Source organism: Shewanella aquimarina (assembly GCF_023349185.1).
GTDB lineage: Bacteria > Pseudomonadota > Gammaproteobacteria > Enterobacterales > Shewanellaceae > Shewanella > Shewanella aquimarina.
Genome location: NZ_JAKIKY010000002.1, coordinates 105411 through 123185 on the forward strand (window position 1 = coordinate 105411; position 17775 = coordinate 123185).

Consider the following 17775-nt stretch of genomic DNA (forward strand, 5'->3'; position numbering starts at 1 on the left):
AGTAATCGCGAATTCTTCTGATAAAAAAGCCCAGCATCTGCTGGGCTTTTTGCGTTAGGTGGAAAGGGATTAGCTGATGTAGCTCTGACCCGCGTAGATCACAAAGTGTCTCAGGGCCAACACCCCGGTGAGGCTACAGCAGGCCACGGCGATCATCATGCCCTTGCTGTGGCGGGTCTGTGATGGCATCAGCATGGTCAACAGTGGGATAGCAAAGCCGATACCGACCACGCCGACCCAGAACACACTGGCCCAGACACCCGTGGTGATCGATGCCAGCGCCGCCGCGGCCGCACCGCCCTTGAAGTAAAGCGCGCAGAACAGCATGAAGAGGAACATCAGCTCGCTCAGCATCACCGGCAGCTCCAAACCATGCATCTTGCTCAGGTTGGCGTCATGGGGATGGGTGTTAAACATCAGCAGTGCGCCGATGGCGTTGGCCGCCGCCCCGGCTGACAGGCCAGACACAAGGAAGAGCGCAGGCAGTACTGCCGTGTTCAGCAGTGGGTAGGCGTTCATCGCCGAGATGAGGAAGCCGGTGTAAGCGCCCACACCTATCGCCAATACAAACAGCACGACCTCGATCGCCTTTCTCATCGGCATCAGGGCATCGGCCACTGGTACCAGGAAGCCCAGCTGCCACTGACTCAGCTCGTCTCTCAGCACTATCAGGGAGTAGGCGATGCCTATGGGCGAGTAGAGCAGCAGCGCCAGCACACCGATGGACATGACAGAGCTGAAGTTGTAGTTGACCAGGATCAGCCAGAAATCAAATGGCTTGGTCAAGTCAAACACCAGACAGGCCAGGCCTATGATGATCGCCAGCGGACTGATGATGGCCGCCGACTTGAGAATGGCGCTCTCTAGCGCCTTCTCCTTGCTGTACCAGCGCAGTCCTATGCCGATCAGAATCGAGCCTGCCGAGAGGCCGGCCATAAACAGGTAGACTGCGATTACCCAGTTCCAGGTGACTGGATCATATTGCGCCATATCGCCCCAGGTATTGTTCATGACTGTATCCCCCCGCGTTTAGTTGGAATGCGATAGACCCTAGGCTTAGTCCCCAGATGGGTCTTCTCCTGATAGGTCGCTTTGGTGTTGATGAGTTTGGCCACCTCGCTGCTCGGATCGTTGGCATCGCCAAAGGTCAGCGCATCGGTTGGGCACACAGTGACACAGGCGGGCTGTTCGCCCCGCGCCAGGCGGGTGTCCTTACAGAAGTTACACTTGTCGGCCGCCTTGGTTTCCGGGTTGATGAAACGCACCTTGTAGGGGCAGGCTGCCACACAGTACATACAGCCGACGCACTTGTCTTCCTTGATGGAGACTAGGCCGTCCTCGCCCACATAGGCAGCGCCTGTGGGGCACACGGTAACGCAGGGCGCGTTCTCACACTGCTGACAGGAGACACGGTTATATTTAAAGTGCAGGTGCGGGGCATCGCCGAACGGGCCTTCGACCCGCACTTGCAGACGGGTAACTCCCTCTGGAGTACCGTTTTCGCTGCGACAGGCGACGCTACAGGCCTGACAGCCGATGCAGCGATTCTCGTCGTGCACCATTACATATCTTTTACTCATACTGGACTCCTATTAGATCTTCGCTAGCGTGATGCCAGTAGTGTGGATATTCATGCCGCAGACGGGTGCGGTCGCGTTGGGCAGCAGGTTGCCGCAGTGAACGCCCTTGCCGGTCGCTCTGGCGAGTTCTTTGTTTTTCGAGCCAAAGCCCATGTAGGCGAACACCGTATCCTGGCGAATACCTGGGGTGACCAGTGCGGTACCCTCTTCGCTGCCGACGCTGCTGGTGAGGCGGATCTTATCGCCGCTATTGATGCCGAGGCGTCCTGCGGTAACTGGGTGGATCCACACGCCGTTGTCAGACATCAGGTTGGCCAGCATAGGCACGTTATGGGTGGCACCATTGGTGTGCACCGCGACCTTGCCCTGGATGAAATAGAGCTCGTTATCCTGCTTGAGTTTGACCTCGCGATACTTGATCACCCCGCGACCGGCGGCCATCTTCTCGACCTTGTCTGAGCTGAGTTCTATCTTGCCGCTCGGGGTCTTGAAGCTCATGGCGCTGGCATAGGTGCCGTCGTCATCTGTGGGCTTGGCATTGGGGTATTGCTTGACGAATGCGGCTACCATGGCAGGTTCGCGCAGCATCAGCGGCTTGCCGTAGCTGACATAACCCTTCTGCTTGATCTCGTTGAAGCGGGCCATGTCGCGATCCAGCTGCAGCAACTGCAGGCTCTCCATGTTCTCCCAAGGGAAGTATTGGCCCAGACCCATCTCGTGGCCTAATTCTTTAAAGATCTGCCAGCTTGGCTTAGTGTCGCCTATGGTCTCGACCACACGTTGGCGCACATAGTAGGCCGGGCTCTTGCCCGACTTGTCGGCGATCTCTTCGTCCCGCTCCAGATAGGTGGACTCGGGCAAGATGATATCGGCATAGGCGGCGGTCTCACTGATGTAGACGTCGCAGCTGACCACAAAGTCCAGCTTCTTCAGAGTCTCGACCACCAGGGCCCTGTCTGTCATGGTCTGCATAGGGTTGGTGCGGCTCATCACCCAGGCCCTGAGCTGATAGGGCTGGGCCTTGAGGGTGGCATCGAGAATGGTCTGATAGATACCGCCGGATGACCACATCATGGCGTACTGCTCATCCACCTGGTCGATACGCTTGGCCGCAGGCTTAGGCATGCCTTCGACGCCTGGCTTGCCCAGGCCTGGGGCGACCTTGTCGCCGGCAAACTTGTTGTAGGTCTTGGCCTTCTTACCCAGGTAGAGGCCGCCCTTGCGCTCTATGTTGCCGATCAACACGTTGGCGGCAAACAGGGCGCGGCGCATCTCAAACTCTTCCGGGGTGAAGGTGGCGCGGTGACCGAAATCCACCACGGCGTGAGGCGCCTTGGCGGCAAACTCGTGGGCGATACGGCGAATATCCTTGGCGGGCACGTCGCTGATCCCCTCGGCCCACTCTGGGGTATAGGCTTTAACCTCCTTGGCGAAGGCATCGAAACCTTCCACGTGGTGCTCGATGAAGGCCTGATCGTAGAGGTTGTCGTAGATCAGCACATGGCACAGGGCCAACGCGACGGTGACATCGGTACCCGGACGTATGGCAAACCACTCGTCGGCCTTGTCGGCCACAATTGAGAAGCGCGGCTCGAACACCACCAACTTGGCGCCCTTGCTCATCTGCGCCTTCATCAGGCCGCGGGTTTCGGACATGTTGATCCCTTCATAGAGATTGTGACCGAAGTTGATGATGTACTTGGAGTTACTTAGGTCGCGCTTCACCTTAGTGCCAAACATTGCCTTGGCGGCGATCACATAGCCACCGGGGCAGGTGGAGGCGTGGGTGAAGGTGTTGGGTGAGCCGAAGGCCTTGCCCAGGTGGAACAGGTGTCCCGACAATGAGCCGGACTTGGAGGAGAAGGCAACGGCCTCTGGGCCATGTTGCTGCTTGATGTCGTTAAGCTTGTGAGCGATCGTCTTATAGGCCTCTTGCCAGCTGATCTCTTCCCATTTGCCTTCGCCGCGCTCGCCCACCCGGCGTAGCGGTTTAACGATACGCTGTGGATCGTACAGCAGGCTGTGACCTGCACCGCCACGGGCGCACACCTTGCCGCCGAAGGACTTGGCGGCGCTATTGCCCTGGATAAACACATTCTTGCCATCGACGACCCGCGCCGAGATGGGGCAACGTGTCGAGCACATCTCACAGATGCTGGCGACTTCCTTGCCCATACCCTGTAGGGGTTTCTGTTCCAGCGCAGCCAGCGAACCGGGTAATAATGTTGCCAGCGCACAGCTTGCTCCCCCTGCACCGGCACCCTTAATAAACGTTCGTCTATCAAGCTCTATCATGGTTTCCTCCTTCATCTGCCTGAGCAGATGAAATCACACACTGTTATTGGTTTTTGTTCCCTCCCGCAGGAGGTCTGAGTCCATTGTTATCCCCTATAAAAATCAGGGGTATTGTGGTAAACCACATAGGCGGGGCGCGCGTGATCTGGCGCAGTTTTTTTGGTCTGAGATGTGAAAAAAATGTGACCTCGATTCACAGGGGATCGTGAAGGATTTTAGGGGCTAAGGCTTTAGGTTTAGGCCTAGTGGGATGGAGCTGACCCGCAACAAAGGCAGGTCTTAATTCAATCTAGTTATCTGTTTTTATTGTAGGTTTGTTGTTAAATCTGGCTGTACTTGGCTAACTCAGCCAGGTTGTGCACCTTGAGCTTCTTCATCACGTTGGATCTGTGTACCTCTATGGTACGCAGGGACAAGAACAGCGCCTCGGAGAGCTGCTTGTTGGTCTTGCCCTGGATAAGCAGCTCAAGCACCTGGTGCTCGCGATCGCTCAGGGTGGCTAGGTTGTGACTCAGCTGCAGTGCCTCGAAGGCCTTCTGGCTATGGAGCATGCTCTTGTCGATGGCGGCCGCTAATGCCTGGCCCGATACCGGCTTCTGAAAGAAGTCGCAGGCGCCCTGACGAAAGGCATTGACCGCCATGGGCAGGTCGCCATGGCCGGTGAGGAAGATGATCCCCAGGGGGCTCTGCTTGGTCAGCAGCTCTTGTTGCAGCGCCTGACCGCTGATGGCCGGCATACGGCTGTCGAGGATGACGCAGCCAGGCTGGCTCAGATCCACCTCTTCTAAGAAGCGCAGTCCAGAGACGAAGGTGGTCATCTCATAGCCGAACTGGCGCAGCATGAAGCTGAGGGAGTCGAGGACGGCTTCGTCATCGTCCACCAGATAGAGGGGCATAGGTTGCGGCGTGGATTGCGGCATAGCTTAAGTCGGTCGTTAGCCTTGGGTTGCATCTAGCCTAGCGCCTCTATTTGAGGCTGGCAAAAGGGGCATTTGGGCCTTTGAGACAGATCACTAAATGATAATTTTCTGATGGAGACACAAGGGGATGTTTGCACCGCCTCACATCAAATCGCGGCTTTCTTGCCTAGAGTAGTAGGCTTAACTCAGTGATTGGGCGAGCGATGATAGGGCGATTGGGATTTGCACTTGCAAAGTGTTGTATGGAGGGCGTAGGGCGGCTCAAGGGCGCGCTGATCTGCCTCTTTTTGCCTTTCTGTCTGCTGCAGGTCGGCAACGTCTTGGCTAGCGAGAGCGCCAATGAGATAGGCGATGCGATAGTCGATGCCTCGATTAGCGACAAGACGGACCTCGTGCATCTCAGGGTCGGGGTGCTGGCCAATCACGGGGTGCAGAAGGGGATAGAGCGCTGGCAGCCCATGATGGACTACCTGTCGCAGGAGGTGCCGGGCACACATTTCGAGGTGGTGCCGGTGGATTTCGACGAGATGAGCCGCCAGCTGCTGGAGCATGAACTGCAGTTTATCGTCACCAACCCGGGGCAATACTTTAATCTCAGCAGCAACTTCCCCCTCTCTTGGCTGGCGACCATGAAGAGCCATATGCATGGCGGCGCCACCTTTGCCATCGGCTCCACCATCATAGTGCGCGCCGACAGCCAGATCTACACCCTCAAGGATCTCGAAGGCAAACACCTGGTGGCCAGCGATCCTCAGGCCTTGGGGGGCTATCAGGCCGCCATCGGCCTGCTGCATAAGATGGGTTACAACCCGGAGAACTACTTCGGATCGCTGCGCTTCCTGGGCTTTCCCCTGGAGCCTATCGTCTATCAGGTGCGCGACGGCACGGTCGATGCGGCCATCACCCCCTTCTGCACCCTGGAGGAGATGATTCAGGACGGCCTGGTGAAGAAGGAGGATTTCAGGGTGATCCACCCCACCATGCCGGCGGGCTACGAGTGTCTGGTGAGTACTCAGCTCTACCCCAACTGGTCCTTTGCCGCCGCCGATACCGTGCCGCCGGCCATCACCCAGAAGATCACCCAGGCCCTCTATGCTCTGGGGCCGGACCATCCCGCCGCCATTCAGGCCAAGACCTTGGGCTGGACGGCGCCCATCAGTCAGCTCAAGGTGATCAAGCTGTTTAAGGAACTGCAACTCAAGGCGCCACCGCCGCCACTGCACTACACTGTGCTCAAATGGATGGAGAAGAACAAGGAGTGGGGCCTGGCGCTGCTGTTGCTGTTTCTGGTGTCCACCGTCTATCACCTCTGGCTTGAGTATAAGTTCAGGCAGAAGAGCGACTTTCTGATCGACACAGAGCGCCAGCTCAAGGATAAGGCGCTACAGGTGGAGCGGATGAAGAGTGCGGCCATTCTCGGCGAGATAGGCTCGGGCCTGGCCCATGAGCTGAATCAGCCCATCGCCGCCATCACCCAATACAGCGAGGGGGGCATGATGCAGCTCAACAGCCGCGGCGATGCCGACTCAGATTTGTATGAGCTGCTGGCCAAGATCAATGCCCAGTCTGCACGGGCCGGCGCCGTGGTGCACCGCATCCGCGGCCTACTCAAGCGGCGTAAATCCCAATATGAAGCCCTCTCCTTAGATGAGGTGGTCACCAACACACTGGCGCTGTTTCGCCGCGAGTTTCAGCAGCAGGGCATCGTCCTCACCCAGGAGGTGCGCGGTGAACCCTACAGCCTGTTTGGCGACGCAGTCGGCCTGAGTCAGGTGCTGGTGAATCTGATTAAGAATAGCCTGGATGCGATGACCGAGATGAAACCCGACAGGGAGAAGCGACTGCTACTGACCCTTGAATATGGCGCCCAGCAGGCGACCCTCAAGCTGGTGGACAATGGCCCCGGCCTCAAGGGCAAGGCGCAGGATCTCATGGCCTCCTTCTACTCCACCAAAGATGATGGCCTGGGCCTCGGCCTCGCCATCTGCTGCGACGTGATGCGCCAGCATAAGGGGCAGTTCACCATAGATAACTGCGCCGATCACGCCGATCTTCCCTGGCGGGAGGGATGCGTGGTGAGTTTGAGTTTGCCAAGAAACTTAGGAACTTGTTAGAAAACAAGTTAATAAGTTTCTTCAATCGGGGGGATTGGCATCTCGCGTTAGTTTGGTATTTGATTCGGGGTTGTAGCCTTTGGCGGCATGTTTATTTGTCAGGTGAGTTTGAAGGTCGTACCTTCGCTGTTATCTAACGCCTGCCCGGCGGGGGACGTGCAAGCACTCTTTTGGCACGCCACGAGCACTTCCATGTGGGCTTCACGGCGGCGTCCATGCCGCCGAGAGCCAAAAGCGTGCTTACACCCGTATCTAAATGTCTCTTCGATTTGGCGGTATTTGGTGCGAGTAGCGAATCTAAAGCCTGGGTTATTTTTGACGCATTGCGCGTTTTTCCAGATGGTGTATCTAGCAAAATGCTGATAAGTTCATTGTATACAGATAGTTAACTGTGCGCGTTTTCACTGGCCCAACGAGGTAAACGCGCATGCGCACTAATAAAATGTTAAGTTTCTATGGGGATAAGTATGTCCAAATTAGCAGTCGTTTTCGCAATCCTGTTTTTTGCGGCTGAAACTTTCGCCTATGAACCAGCATTATGCGGTAAGTTGGAGAGTGTATATTTTTCATGTTCGACCAAAGGGAAAGTTATTTCTGTATGCCTAACTAATGAGTTTGGGCCTGACACAGGCGAGCTTACGTATCGCTACGGAGTGGTTGGCGATGTAGAGTTAGAGTATTCGGCATCGCATGGGGATCTAAATTCAAAATATGGGTATGCTTTTTCAAGCTATGCAAAAGGCAATATTTCAGAGCTTTCGTTTAGCATAGGTAAGTACGTTTACACGATTCATAGCGATAACCATGTGTTTCGAGCAAGTACCGCCGGGGTATTTGTGGAAAAAGATAGTAAGGTTGTTGCTTACAAACAGTGCGATAATCCGAGACCCAAGAACCAAAACAGTTTGGCTGATTTACGTAAGGTAGGCATTGTAATTGGTACTCCAAGAGGTATAGGGACAGAGGGTGATTAACTTAACAAGGTTATCAACCTGATGCCCCATATTCCGCGCCTTTTTGGGGTGGCTACACCACCTTACCCCCAAAAGCCACTTCATACGTGGCACAGGTTATAACGGCGTTACCCCATAGAAATTTTATCCGAAATTTACAAGTTAGAGTTAAGGCTTTAACTCGAAAATGTCCAAAAATGTTTTAAAGCTAGGCTGTCCGATAAGGTTAAATCGAAGAGGCGTTGGATACCGAGTGTAAACACGTTTTTGGCCTTCGAAATCAGGGATGATTTCGTAGAGCCCACAGGGACGTGCTTGCGGCGTGCCAAAAACGTGTTTGCACATAAGCCTGCGGCAGGCAATTCATAGCCATGAAGGTGTGACCTTCAAAACCTTTTCAAACACTGATCTCGGTAGTGGCTAGTCCGCTAATCTAAATGTTTGTAGTGGGTAGATGATCCATCGAAACCCAACAAACCTGATACCCTAAAAGCCAAACTCAATAAAAACTGAGTTCCCAGTTTTTTTGATCTAGCTCAATTTTTGTGAGCCTACTAACAATTCCCCACCCGCTGGTTTATTCCTGTGCTCGAGCCTGCGATACTCTTGCCATCGAACTTAGTGTCCCTGCCTGATAACGCGCGGAGCTCAATGGATAAGACCCTCGAAAAAGTCCTCGGCCGCTGGCTTAAGCAGCAAAAATCGGCCTGTGGTGCCTACCTCAATCTGACCGTGTTGTTTGGTGTGTTTACCGGCTTCGCCCTTGTGGCCCAGGCCTATCTGCTGGCGACCATGCTCCACGGTTTGATCATCGAAAACTTGCCTCGTGATGCCTTTACCAACGAGTTTATCGCCCTGATTGGCGTGATAGTGCTGCGCGCCGCGCTAGCCTATGGCCGCGAGCGCATCAGCTTCAAGGCGGGAATGTTGCTGCGAAGTCAAATTCGTCAGAGTGTGCTGGATAAGCTGGTGGAGCTGGGGCCTGTGTTTATCAAGGGGCGTCCGGCGGGCAGCTGGGCCAGCATAGTGCTGGAGCAGGTGGAAGACCTTCACGATTTCTATGCTAAATATCTGCCGCAGATGTTGCTGGCGGGCTTCATTCCCCTGACCATATTGGCTGTGGTGTTTCCCATCAACTGGGCGGCGGGGATTATTCTGCTGGGCACCGCGCCGTTGATCCCCCTGTTTATGATCTTGGTGGGCATGGGCGCCGCCGATGCTAACCGCAAAAATTTTGGCGCCCTGTCGCGCCTCAGCGGCCACTTCATGGATAGGCTGAGGGGACTTGGCACCCTGCGTCTGTTCCACGCAGGTGAGCGAGAGCAGCAGGCGATCGAGAATGCCTCTGAGGAGTTTCGCAGCCGCACCATGGCGGTGCTGCGCATGGCCTTCTTAAGCTCGGCGGTGCTGGAGTTCTTCGCCGCCGTCTCTATCGCCGTGTTGGCCGTCTATTTCGGTTTTAGTTTTTTAGATCATCTCGACTTTGGCCACTACGGCGCGGGTATGACGCTGTTTATCGGCCTGTTTGTGTTGATTCTGGCGCCTGAGTTTTATCAGCCCCTGCGGGATATGGGCACTCACTATCATGCCAAGGCCCAGGCCATTGGCGCCGCCGAGGCGCTGATGGAGCTGCTGAATCATCAAGGGGATGAGGCTGATGACGTTCCGCGCGTGCCTTTTACAAGCGAGACGCCTTTGAGCATTAAGCTGCAAGGGGTAGAGGTATTAAGCCCAGACGGTCAGGTGCTGCTGGGGCCGATAACGGCGGAGATCACCGGCGGCGAGCAGCTTGCCATCGTCGGGCCGAGCGGGGCGGGCAAGACCAGCCTGCTCAACATGCTATTGGGCTTCTTATCCTATCGCGGCAGTGTGCTAATAAATGGTATGGAGCTTCGCAGCTTAGACAGGGAGAGCTACCGTCATCACCTCGCCTGGCTGGGGCAGGAGCCGCAGCTGTTTCACGGCACCATTGGCGACAACGTCACCATGGGCAAGGCGATGACGGATGAAGCTATCTATAGATTGCTGGACAGCGCCCGTATCGGCGATTTTGTGCGGGCACAGCCTCTTGGACTCGATCATCCCATAGGGGAGCAGAGCGCCGGAGTTTCAGTGGGTCAGGCGCAACGTCTGTGTCTGGCACGGGCCCTAGGTCAGTCGGCCAAGCTGTTTGTGCTCGATGAGCCGACTGCTAGCTTAGATAGCCACAGCGAGGCGGCGGTGATGCAGTCGCTTATTGATGCGCGCCAGGGCGCCACCAGTCTGCTGGTGACCCATCGCCTGGATGCCCTCATCGATATGGACAGGATCTGGGTGCTAGATGGCGGCAAGCTGGTGCAGCAGGGGGACTATCACACCCTGATGGCCGAGCCTGGGCTGTTTAGCGACCTGTGCCATCGACAGGAGGAGGCGTAATGAAACACCTGCTGCCTTTTATCAAGCTGTTTAAGCGCCAGTGGCTGATGATGCTGGTGGGGCTGCTGCTGAGCCTGACCACCCTGATGGCGGGTATTGGCCTCTTGTCTTTGTCGGGCTGGTTCCTGTCGGCTACCGCCGTGGCGGGACTGAGCGTGGTGACTGCCCAAGCCTTTAACTATTTCACCCCGGCCGGTGGGGTGCGTTTCCTCTCCATCGCCCGCACCGCCAGCCGCTATGGCGAGCGTCTGGCGACCCACGAGGCCACCTTCCGCCTGCTGACCGAGCTGCGCACCTGGGCCTGGGGCAAGCTGATGCCACTGAGCGCCAAGGATCTCAGCCATCTGCGCGGCGGCGATCTGCTCAACCGCCTGGTGGCCGATATCGACACACTGGATCATCTCTATCTGCGGTTAATAACACCGCTGCTGGCTTCGCTCTTGATGATCGCCGCCCTGTATGGCTTTCTTTCCTGGTTTGACAGTGAGCTGGCGCTGACCCTGTGCGGCGTGCTGCTGACTCTGTGGTTCCTGTTGCCTCTGGTCTTCTATCGTTTGGGCCACGGGCCGGGCATTGCCCAGCTGGAGAGCCGGCGTCAGTATCGGGTGCTGTTGCTGGAATACCTGCAAGGCCAGGCGGAGCTGACCCTGTTTGGCGCCGAGAAGCGCTTCAGGGCCGAGCTGGACGACGCCCAGGCGAAATTGTTTGCCAGCCAGTCCACCATGACGGCAGTGACTGCCCTGAGTCAGGCGCTGCTGATCTTAAGCCATGGCCTGGCGCTGGTGCTGCTTTGTTATCTCGCTGCCGATGGAGTGGGTGATAAGATGCCACCAGGGCCACTGCTGGCGCTGGTAGTGTTTATGACCCTGGCCTGTATCGAGATGTTGATGCCGCTGGCAGGCGCCTTTCAGCATCTGTCGGCCTGCGTGCAGGCGGCCGAGCGGGTGAGTGAGATCACCGAGCGTCGCCCCAGCATCGACTATGGCGAAGAGGCTAGCCTGGCGGCGAGTCGCGGCGCCCTCTCTATCGCGGGGGTCAGCTTCGGCTATCAGCCGAGTCAACAAGTTTTGGACGATTTGAGCCTGGAGGTGAAGCCGGGCGAGAAGCTAACCCTGCTGGGGCAGACTGGCTGCGGTAAGTCCAGCCTGCTGTCGCTCATCACCCGGGAGTGGACGCCTGAGTCGGGCACTATCCTACTCGATGGCCGGCCGATCGAGGCCTATAGCGAGCAGGCGCTGCGCCAAGCCATGACGGTAGTGAGTCAGCGTATCTATCTGTTTGCCGGCACCCTGCGCGATAACCTGACCCTGGCGCAGTTTGAGCAGGCACCAACAGGTAGCCGCGCTGAGCGTAAGGCCTGGCGTGAGGCCAACGATGCCAAGTTAATTGAGGTTCTCCAGCGTGTCGGCCTAGGGACATTAACCCAAGGCGACAAGCCGCTGGATAACTGGATAGGCGAGGGCGGCAGACAGCTCTCAGGCGGTGAGCGCCGTCGTATCGGTGTGGCCAGGGCGCTGCTGCGTGACGCACCGTTATTGCTGCTGGACGAGCCTACCGAGGGGCTGGATCAACGCACAGAGCGGGAGATCATGGCGCTGTTGCTGGAGTTTGCCAAGGACAAGACCATGGTGATGATAAGCCACAGACTGACCGCCATGGACAAGATGGATAGCATCCACCTGATGGAGGCGGGCAAGATCCGCATCAGCGGCACTCACCAAAGCCTGCTGGCTCAGGATGCCCACTACGCCAGCCTGAATCGGGTATTGAGTTAGGCGTCTACTTAGTATTGAGTCCTTGTGACGGGTAATAAAAAAGCCAGTGGAAATCCACTGGCTTTTTTGTTTGTCACTTAACGAGAGCGCTCAACTAAAGCGCTTAGCGAACGAGATTACTCTTCGCTGTCACCCAAAGAAAGCAGGGTGGCGTTACCGCCGATGGCGGTGATGTTGTTGGTGCGCGTCTTCTCGGTGACGAAACGGGTCAGGTAGTGTGGACCACCGGCCTTAGGGCCCGTGCCCGACAGGCCTTGACCGCCGAATGGCTGCACGCCAACCACGGCGCCAATCTGGTTACGGTTGATGTAGACGTTACCCACGTTCACCTTGTCGGCCACTTCCAGAGCATGGCCCTCGTTGCGGCTGTGGATGCCCAGGGTCAGACCGAAACCGGTTGAGTTGATGTCGTCGATCACCTTAGGCAGGTCGGCTGCCTTGTAACGGATCACGTGCAGGATAGGACCGAAGTGCTCCTTCTCCAGCACCTTGATAGAGTCGATCTCGACTGCAATTGGTGCCACGAAGTGACCATTTTCGGTACCTGCTGGCAGCTCCAGCTGGTTGATCAGACGACCCACCTGCTTGATATGGTCGATGTGGGCGTTGAGGTTAGCCTTGGCGGTCGCGTCGATAACCGGGCCGACATCTGTCTTCACCGAGCCAGGGTTGCCTATGGTCAGCTCGTCCATGGCGCCCTTCATCACGTCGATCACGCGATCGGCGATATCTTCCTGTAGATAGAGTACGCGCAGGGCCGAGCAACGCTGACCGGCGCTGGTGAACGAAGAGGAAACCACGTCGTTAACCACCTGCTCTGGCTGTGAAGTCGAGTCCACCACCATGGCGTTTTGACCACCCGTCTCGGCGATCAGCGGGATGATGGCACCGTCACGCTGTGCAAGGGTCAGGTTGATGCGCTTAGCGGTCACGGTAGAGCCGGTAAAGCAGACGCCGCCGATACGCTCATCGGCCGTGATGGTCGCGCCGACTGTCGCACCCGTACCAGGTAGGAACTGCAGGGCTTCTTTCGGAATACCGGCCTCATGGGCCAGTTGCACCGCGCGGTAACCTACGATAGAGGTCTGCTCGGCAGGCTTAGCAACTACTGTGTTACCCGCCGCAAGGGCTGCGGTGACCTGACCTAGGAAGATCGCCAGTGGGAAGTTCCATGGGCTGATACAGACGAATACGCCGCGGCCTTGTAGGAATAGCTCGTTCAGCTCACCCGTTGGGCCAGGCAGCAGCTCAGGCTTGCCCATCATCTTCTTGGCTTGTACCGCGTAGTAGCGACAGAAGTCGACCGCCTCGCGCACCTCGTCGATGCCATCTTGAATGCTCTTACCCGCTTCACGGGTACAGAGGGCGATCAGCTCTTCGCGGTTCTCTTCAAGCAGATCCGCCAGCTTCTGTAGCGCGTTGGCACGTACTTCAACCGGGGTTGAGCACCAGCTGCCGAAGGCGTTGTGGGCGCTGGCCAGGGCCTGCTCGCTAGCCTGATTGTTGGCGAAGGCAACCTTGCCGACGATCTGTGTGGTGTCGTATGGGCTCTTCACCTCAATGGTTTCACCGCTGAGGGTTTCGCCATTGACGATAGGGCCGGCAGACCACTGCTGGTCTTTGAACTTGTCCAGCGCGGCGAAGAAAGGCTCAGATTCTGAGATGATGTTCATGTTGATTCCCTTGGAGTTTTTACGCTCTGCGCCGAAGATGTCGATCGGCTGAACGATTTTATTGTTGGCTAGGGTTTTATAGCTTTGTAGGGTCGTCAATGGGTGGACAACCAAAGATTCGATCGGTGTCTTAGGGTCGACCAGCTTGTGTACGAACGAGGTGTTGGCGCCGTTTTCCAGCAGGCGACGCACCAGGTAAGGCAGCAGATCTTTGTGAGCACCCACAGGGGCGTAGATACGAACCGTGCTTACGCCGCTCTCGGCCAGCAGGGTGTCGTACAGCTCTTCGCCCATGCCGTGTAGGCGCTGGAACTCATACAGACGGTCGTCGGCCATGTCGGTGATGGCGGCCACTGTCTGGGCGTTGTGGCTGGCAAACTGCGGGTAGATGGCGCCGCGGGTGGCGTCAGACAGCAGGTAGCGCGCACAGGCCAGGTAAGAGACGTCTGTACCTGCCTTGCGGGTAAACAGCGGGTATCCGCCTTCGCCAGCGACCTGAGCCCATTTCAACTCGCTGTCCCAGTAGGCGCCTTTCACCAGGCGTACAGGGATCTCATCGCCCTGATCTTTGGCCAGGCGGGTGATCCAGCACAGCACAGGCAGGGCACGCTTAGAGTAGGCCTGAACCACTATGCCTAGTAGGCCCCAGCCCTTGGCGGCGTCAGAGTTATACAGCTTCTGGAACAGCTTGAGAGACAGCTCGAGACGGTCAACCTCTTCGGCATCGATAGAGACGCCCACGTTGAGGCTACGCGCCTGCGAGACCAATTTAACGAGCGTGTCATACAGCTCTGTCATGGTTCTGTCTTCGTTGGCCACCTCATAGCGAGGGTGCAGCGCCGATAGCTTGATAGAGATGGTCGGGCGTGGCGCCTCGCTCTCATCGTACTGCTGAGCGCCCAGTGCCGCGATGGCGTTGGAGTAATCCTGGTAGTATTTTTGCGCGTCTTTCATGGTCAAGGCCGCTTCCCCCAGCATGTCGTAGCTGTGGGTGTAGCCCAGCTTGCGCTTGTCGGTGCTGTTCTTCAGTGCCTCTTGCACAGTGCGGCCAAGGACGAACTGCTTACCCATGATCTTCATCGCGGCTAGCATGGCCTGGCGGATCACTGGCTCACCCAGGCGGTTGACCAGACGGTTCAGCAGGCTGCTTGGCTTGCCATCTATATTCTTGTCCAGAGAGATGATCTTACCCGTGAGCATCAGGCCCCAGGTGGAGGCATTAACCAGGGTCGAGTCACTCTTGCTCAGGTGCTCGTCCCACTTGGCGCCGGAGAGCTTATCGTCGATCAGTGCATCGGCGGTGGCGGCGTCAGGGATACGCAGCAGGGCCTCGGCCAGACACATGAGGATGATTCCCTCTTGGGTCTCCAGGCTGTACTGTTGCAGGAAGGCGTCGATACCGACCATGAGTCCCTTCTTGTCGTACTGACGCACCTTGTGTACCAGGTCATGGGCACGCTTGGTAATACGTTGAATCTCTTCGTCGCTCGAGGGAACAAGCTTAATCAGTTCAGAGAGGTATTGCTCTTCGTCGACAATATAGTTGTTGGTGATCGCTGTAAATAGCTCATCTAGGGTAGCTGAGTCGTAACGACCAGTCAGAACTTCACTTGCTTTGAACATAGTAATCACTTCCACCTGGACCTAAATAGGGACAGTTTTGGCTTGAACAAAAGGTAAGTTTTCAGGCGTTTAGTATTATTTTTGTATACAATCTGGCGCCATTTGCGCGCCGATTATACCTCCAAAATGTGACGAGGAACACTCTTGCGTGGGTGAATGTGACCTTTGTTTGATCTCGTCCGGCCAGAAGGCGGTTAAGGCCGCTGTTTATGGGGGGTGTGGCGGCGTGCTATGAATAATATTCAGGGTGTTTTATGGCTATTTTAGCCATAAAAAAAGCCAGGGACTCAGCCCTGGCTCATTATGGTCGCTCGCGGTAATGCCTAGATGATTACCAGCGGTTCTTCTGGCGACGACGTGGACGCGGTAAATAGACCAGAATTACACCGATTAACACGCCGATACCGGCAATCATGCCGCCTTGCTTCATCAGCTCGAAGCGCTCATCATTTTTCAGACGAGTCAGTTCGCGGGTGGCACTGTCGCGCTCGCTCGATGCCTTGGCCAGGGCCTCTTCGGCGTTGGCCAGCTGTGAACGTAGCTGACGGATCAGCTGAGCGCTGCTGTCGCTCTCGTTGGTGATGCTCTCAAGATCGGCCTTTACCTTGGCGAGTTCGGCCTGAACTTCGGGTAGCTGTACGCGGAAGCTCTTGCCTGAGTCCAGCATCTTGCTGTCGACCCAGCCTTCGCGGCCCTTGTGGTCGACTACCTTGGCGTAGTCGTTTTGCATCTCACCCAGGTAGGTCACCGGCTGACCGGCTTCGACGCTGCCCAGAATACGGTATTGGGTGCCTGGGCCCCCGTGAATGAAGGTGTAGACGTTATCTGAGATATAACGTGTCTGCTCTGCCGCCATCAGGGTCGATGACACTAGCATCATGGCGAGAATAGATAGGAGTCTTAACACTTTGAGTTCTCTTCAGCTAAATATTGGCACATGCTAGGGATTTAGCCACCTATTTGCAAGTGCAACATGGGAAGTGTTACCAGGAATTAATCTTTGTAGTGGGTAAGTGTGGCAGACAAGTTGCGCAGAAAAGATAAGCCAAAATGGCGCGGTTAAAAGTCAGGGTAAATGGAAACAAAAAAGGAAGCCCTGAGGCTTCCTTTTACTTCTCTCATCCATAGGGCTTAGCTTAGCTAAAGATACCCTTGATCATGAAGAAGAAGATGATCGACAGACCCGCGCCCGCAGGCAGTGTTACCACCCAAGACACCACGATGTTGCGGACCACGCCGATGTTGATGGCGGCGATACCACGTGCCATACCCACACCTAACACGGCACCAACCAGTGTCTGTGTGGTCGAGATTGGCAGGCCAGTACCCGAGGCGATAACCACGGTAGAGGCGGCAGCCAGCTCGGCGGCAAAACCACGGCTCGGTGTCAGGTGAGTGATGTTCTTACCGATAGTCTGCATCACGCGCTTACCGAAGATAGCCAGACCCATGACGATACCGAAGGCACCCAGAGGCAGGATCCACCAAACCAGTTCAGCCTTGCTGGCGATCTCGCCACCGCTATTTACCACAGATACTACGGCGGCTAGCGGGCCAATAGCGTTGGCGACATCGTTAGAACCGTGGGCGAACGCCATACAACAAGCGGTCACAACCATCAGGATAGCGAATACCTTTTCCACGTTACCAAACTGTGTCTGGTGATCGGCGCTCTGGCTCATCTTAAGACGCTTGATGGCAAGCATACCACCTATGCCCACCAGTACCGCGACAACTAGGGCCAACGAGTAAGCTTCGACGTTACTAAAGTGCAGACCCACGTGCTTCAGACCCTTCTTGATGGTCACCAGCGACATGACGAAACCGGCCAGTGCCATGTAGAAAGGCACGTAACGCTTGGCGTTTTCCAGCGGGTTGTCAGTGTTGAAGATCAGCTTCTGTACGCTTTGGAAGATGGTAAAGGCGATAAAGCCAGAGATTGCCGGGGTGATGATCCATGACCCCACGATACCCAATACCTTGCTCCAGGCAACAGAATCGGCGCTCACACCTACGGCGGCGAAACCTACGATGGCGCCAACGATAGAGTGAGTGGTCGATACCGGCCAGCCCAGGGCTGACGCCACAACCAACCAGATACCGGCAGCCAGTAGCGCCGAGATCATGCCGTATACCAGCAGCTCGGGCGAGTCGACAAAATAGGCCGAGTCGATGATCCCTTTACGGATCGTGCTGGTTACTTCACCGCCTGCGAGGTACGCGCCGGCAAATTCGAAGATCATCGCGATGATGATCGCTTGTTTAATGGTGATCGCGTTTGAACCTACTGAGGTTCCCATAGCATTAGCGACATCGTTTGCGCCAATACCCCACGCCATTAAAAATCCAAATGCAGCCGCAATGGCAATAAGCCATGGGCCATTGGTGATTAATACATCAACCATGTTGATACCTTGATAACTTTGT

The 17775-nt window shown here is 56.3% G+C and carries 11 protein-coding genes; 4 read left to right on the plus strand and 7 right to left on the minus strand.

Features of this window, described 5'->3' with window-relative positions:
• Positions 1–69 precede the first annotated feature (69 nt).
• The 4 genes from nrfD to L2731_RS02630 form a co-directional block, all read right to left on the minus strand.
• On the minus strand, positions 70–1011 hold the full coding sequence (nrfD, locus tag L2731_RS02615) for an NrfD/PsrC family molybdoenzyme membrane anchor subunit (protein ID WP_249251707.1): 942 nt from the start codon (positions 1009–1011) through the stop codon (positions 70–72).
• Positions 1008–1580 (minus strand): 4Fe-4S dicluster domain-containing protein, encoded by a 573-nt coding sequence (locus L2731_RS02620; protein WP_249251708.1) that lies wholly within the window; start codon positions 1578–1580, stop codon positions 1008–1010. The genes nrfD and L2731_RS02620 overlap by 4 nt, the downstream gene beginning before the upstream one ends.
• Positions 1581–1592: 12 nt before the next feature.
• Positions 1593–3875 carry a thiosulfate reductase PhsA gene (gene phsA, locus L2731_RS02625; protein ID WP_249251709.1) on the minus strand — a complete coding sequence of 761 codons (2283 nt, stop codon included), beginning with the start codon at positions 3873–3875 and terminating at the stop codon, positions 1593–1595.
• 320 nt (positions 3876–4195) lie between these two features.
• Complete coding sequence (locus tag L2731_RS02630) at positions 4196–4795, minus strand: response regulator transcription factor (protein WP_249251710.1); 600 nt, start codon at positions 4793–4795, stop codon at positions 4196–4198.
• Between the two features lie 242 nt (positions 4796–5037).
• Between L2731_RS02630 and L2731_RS02635 the strand changes: the two genes are divergently transcribed.
• The 4 genes from L2731_RS02635 (at position 5038) to cydC (ending at position 12052) form a co-directional block, all read left to right on the plus strand.
• The gene (locus tag L2731_RS02635) at positions 5038–6909 is read left to right on the plus strand and encodes a sensor histidine kinase (RefSeq protein ID WP_249251711.1); all 1872 of its coding nucleotides are present in this window, start codon (positions 5038–5040) and stop codon (positions 6907–6909) included.
• A gap of 467 nt (positions 6910–7376) precedes the next feature.
• Positions 7377–7883, plus strand: a complete 507-nt coding sequence (locus tag L2731_RS02640; RefSeq protein WP_239880305.1) for a hypothetical protein — start codon at positions 7377–7379, stop codon at positions 7881–7883.
• A gap of 630 nt (positions 7884–8513) precedes the next feature.
• Positions 8514–10277: a heme ABC transporter permease/ATP-binding protein CydD gene (gene cydD / locus L2731_RS02645; protein WP_249251713.1), complete on the plus strand. Its 1764-nt coding sequence runs from the start codon at positions 8514–8516 to the stop codon at positions 10275–10277.
• Complete coding sequence (gene cydC / locus L2731_RS02650; protein WP_249251714.1) at positions 10277–12052, plus strand: heme ABC transporter ATP-binding protein/permease CydC; 1776 nt, start codon at positions 10277–10279, stop codon at positions 12050–12052. The genes cydD and cydC overlap by 1 nt, the downstream gene beginning before the upstream one ends.
• Before the next feature lie 116 nt (positions 12053–12168).
• Here the strand turns inward: cydC and putA are convergent, their stop codons facing one another.
• The 3 genes from putA to L2731_RS02665 all read right to left on the minus strand — a co-directional run bounded on the left by putA (position 12169) and on the right by L2731_RS02665 (position 17753).
• Positions 12169–15348 carry a bifunctional proline dehydrogenase/L-glutamate gamma-semialdehyde dehydrogenase PutA gene (gene putA / locus L2731_RS02655; RefSeq protein WP_249251715.1) on the minus strand — a complete coding sequence of 1060 codons (3180 nt, stop codon included), beginning with the start codon at positions 15346–15348 and terminating at the stop codon, positions 12169–12171.
• A 331-nt stretch (positions 15349–15679) separates the two neighbouring features.
• Complete coding sequence (locus tag L2731_RS02660) at positions 15680–16228, minus strand: TIGR04211 family SH3 domain-containing protein (protein ID WP_249251982.1); 549 nt, start codon at positions 16226–16228, stop codon at positions 15680–15682.
• 256 nt (positions 16229–16484) lie between these two features.
• Positions 16485–17753 (minus strand): inorganic phosphate transporter, encoded by a 1269-nt coding sequence (locus L2731_RS02665; RefSeq protein ID WP_249251716.1) that lies wholly within the window; start codon positions 17751–17753, stop codon positions 16485–16487.
• Positions 17754–17775: the final 22 nt, after the last annotated feature.